The following is a 2,651-nucleotide window of genomic DNA, read 5'->3' as shown; positions in this document are numbered from 1 at the left end:
TCACAAAATATACGATGAAGAGTTTGATCCTGGCTCAGGATGAACGCTAGCGGCAGGCTTAACACATGCAAGTCGAGGGGTAGAGTAGCAATACTTGAGACCGGCGCACGGGTGCGTAACGCGTATGCAATCTACCTTTTACAGAGGGATAGCCCAGAGAAATTTGGATTAATACCTCATAGTATTATGAAATGGCATCATTTTATAATTAAAGTCACAACGGTAAAAGATGAGCATGCGTCCCATTAGCTAGTTGGTAAGGTAACGGCTTACCAAGGCGACGATGGGTAGGGGTCCTGAGAGGGAGATCCCCCACACTGGTACTGAGACACGGACCAGACTCCTACGGGAGGCAGCAGTGAGGAATATTGGTCAATGGACGCAAGTCTGAACCAGCCATGCCGCGTGCAGGATGACGGTCCTATGGATTGTAAACTGCTTTTGTACAGGAAGAAACCCTATCTCGTGAGATAGATTGACGGTACTGTAAGAATAAGGATCGGCTAACTCCGTGCCAGCAGCCGCGGTAATACGGAGGATCCAAGCGTTATCCGGAATCATTGGGTTTAAAGGGTCCGTAGGCGGCCTAGCAAGTCAGTGGTGAAATCTCCCCGCTCAACGGGGAAACGGCCATTGATACTACTAGGCTTGAATTATTAGGAAGTAACTAGAATATGTAGTGTAGCGGTGAAATGCTTAGATATTACATGGAATACCAATTGCGAAGGCAGGTTACTACTAATGGATTGACGCTGATGGACGAAAGCGTGGGGAGCGAACAGGATTAGATACCCTGGTAGTCCACGCCGTAAACGATGGATACTAGCTGTTGGGCGCAAGTTCAGTGGCTAAGCGAAAGTGATAAGTATCCCACCTGGGGAGTACGAACGCAAGTTTGAAACTCAAAGGAATTGACGGGGGCCCGCACAAGCGGTGGAGCATGTGGTTTAATTCGATGATACGCGAGGAACCTTACCAAGGCTTAAATGTAGATTGACCGGTTTGGAAACAGACTTTTCGCAAGACAATTTACAAGGTGCTGCATGGTTGTCGTCAGCTCGTGCCGTGAGGTGTCAGGTTAAGTCCTATAACGAGCGCAACCCCTGTTGTTAGTTGCCAGCGAGTCAAGTCGGGAACTCTAACAAGACTGCCAGTGCAAACTGTGAGGAAGGTGGGGATGACGTCAAATCATCACGGCCCTTACGCCTTGGGCTACACACGTGCTACAATGGACGGTACAGAGAGCAGCCACTGGGTGACCAGGAGCGAATCTACAAAACCGTTCTCAGTTCGGATCGGAGTCTGCAACTCGACTCCGTGAAGCTGGAATCGCTAGTAATCGGATATCAGCCATGATCCGGTGAATACGTTCCCGGGCCTTGTACACACCGCCCGTCAAGCCATGGAAGCTGGGGGTGCCTGAAGTCGGTGACCGCAAGGAGCTGCCTAGGGTAAAACTGGTAACTAGGGCTAAGTCGTAACAAGGTAGCCGTACCGGAAGGTGCGGCTGGAACACCTCCTTTCTAGAGAAAGACGCAATAATAACAAGTAAGTTAGACTTACTTTACTCTTTTCGCTGTTGATTTAAAAAAAATAAGTTAAAACAGAGTCTCGTAGCTCAGCTGGTTAGAGTACAACACTGATAATGTTGGGGTCGGCAGTTCGAGTCTGCCCGGGACTACTATTTTAAACTTAAGGAAATTTTAGAGGTTGAGTGAAGCCGTTTTAAGTACTGTTAACTGAAAACTGTTAACTGACAACTAAAAATGGGGAATTAGCTCAGCTGGCTAGAGCGCCTGCCTTGCACGCAGGAGGTCAACGGTTCGACTCCGTTATTCTCCACTAGATAGTATCAAGATGATAGTATCAAGTATCAAGACGTAAGTCTTAATTCTTAATACAGACATCTTCATACGTATCAAAGTTCATTGACATATTGAGATAAGAAAATATTTAATAAGTAGAAAGAAACGCTTCTATGCAAATAGAAGCACACAATTGTAATTAAATTTACATTGGTACAATAAGCAAAATAAGGGCGTATGGGGAATGCCTAGGCTCTCAGAGGCGATGAAAGGCGTGATAAGCTGCGAAAAGTTACGGGGATGAGCACACATCAGACGATCCGTAAATACCTGAATGGGGCAACCCACTATGTTGAAGACATAGTACTCCGAATGGAGGGCAAACCCGCTGAACTGAAACATCTAAGTAGGCGGAGGAGAAGAAAACAAAAGTGATTCCGTAAGTAGTGGCGAGCGAACGCGGATTAGCCCAAACCAATGTTGTTACGGCAAGATTGGGGTTGTAGGACCACGATATTTCTTGCATGCAGAACCAGAAGGACCTGGAAAGGTCCACCAAAGAGGGTGATAGTCCCGTATGGGTAATAAATGTAAAGAATAGTGGTATCCTGAGTAGGGCGGGACACGAGAAATCCTGTCTGAATTTGGCGGGACCATCCGCTAAGGCTAAATACTCCTGAGAGACCGATAGTGAACCAGTACCGTGAGGGAAAGGTGAAAAGAACCGTGAATAACGGAGTGAAATAGATCCTGAAACCATACGCCTACAAGCGGTCGGAGCCCTTTAGTGGGGTGACGGCGTGCCTTTTGCATAATGAGCCTACGAGTTAACGTTGCTGGCAAGGT

Annotated in this window: 2 tRNA genes and 2 rRNA genes (1 of these 4 cut by a window edge); all 4 read left to right on the top strand. The window is 47.2% G+C overall.

The window, feature by feature from the left end:
* Nucleotides 1-11: 11 nt before the first annotated feature.
* Nucleotides 12-1,523, top strand: a 16S ribosomal RNA gene (locus H602_RS0109465).
* Between the two features lie 84 nt (nt 1,524-1,607).
* Nucleotides 1,608-1,681: transfer RNA gene (locus H602_RS0109460), tRNA-Ile, on the top strand.
* 87 nt (nt 1,682-1,768) lie between these two features.
* A tRNA-Ala gene (locus H602_RS0109455) sits at nt 1,769-1,842 on the top strand.
* A gap of 179 nt (nt 1,843-2,021) precedes the next feature.
* Nucleotides 2,022-2,651 (top strand): 23S ribosomal RNA (locus tag H602_RS0109450) (it continues 2,254 nt past the right edge of the window).
* Together the 16S and 23S rRNA genes with 2 tRNA genes alongside form the textbook arrangement of a ribosomal RNA operon.

It is taken from the genome of Flavobacterium tegetincola DSM 22377, assembly GCF_000425485.1.
GTDB lineage: Bacteria > Bacteroidota > Bacteroidia > Flavobacteriales > Flavobacteriaceae > Flavobacterium > Flavobacterium tegetincola.
This window is presented reverse-complemented; position numbering and strand designations above follow the sequence as displayed.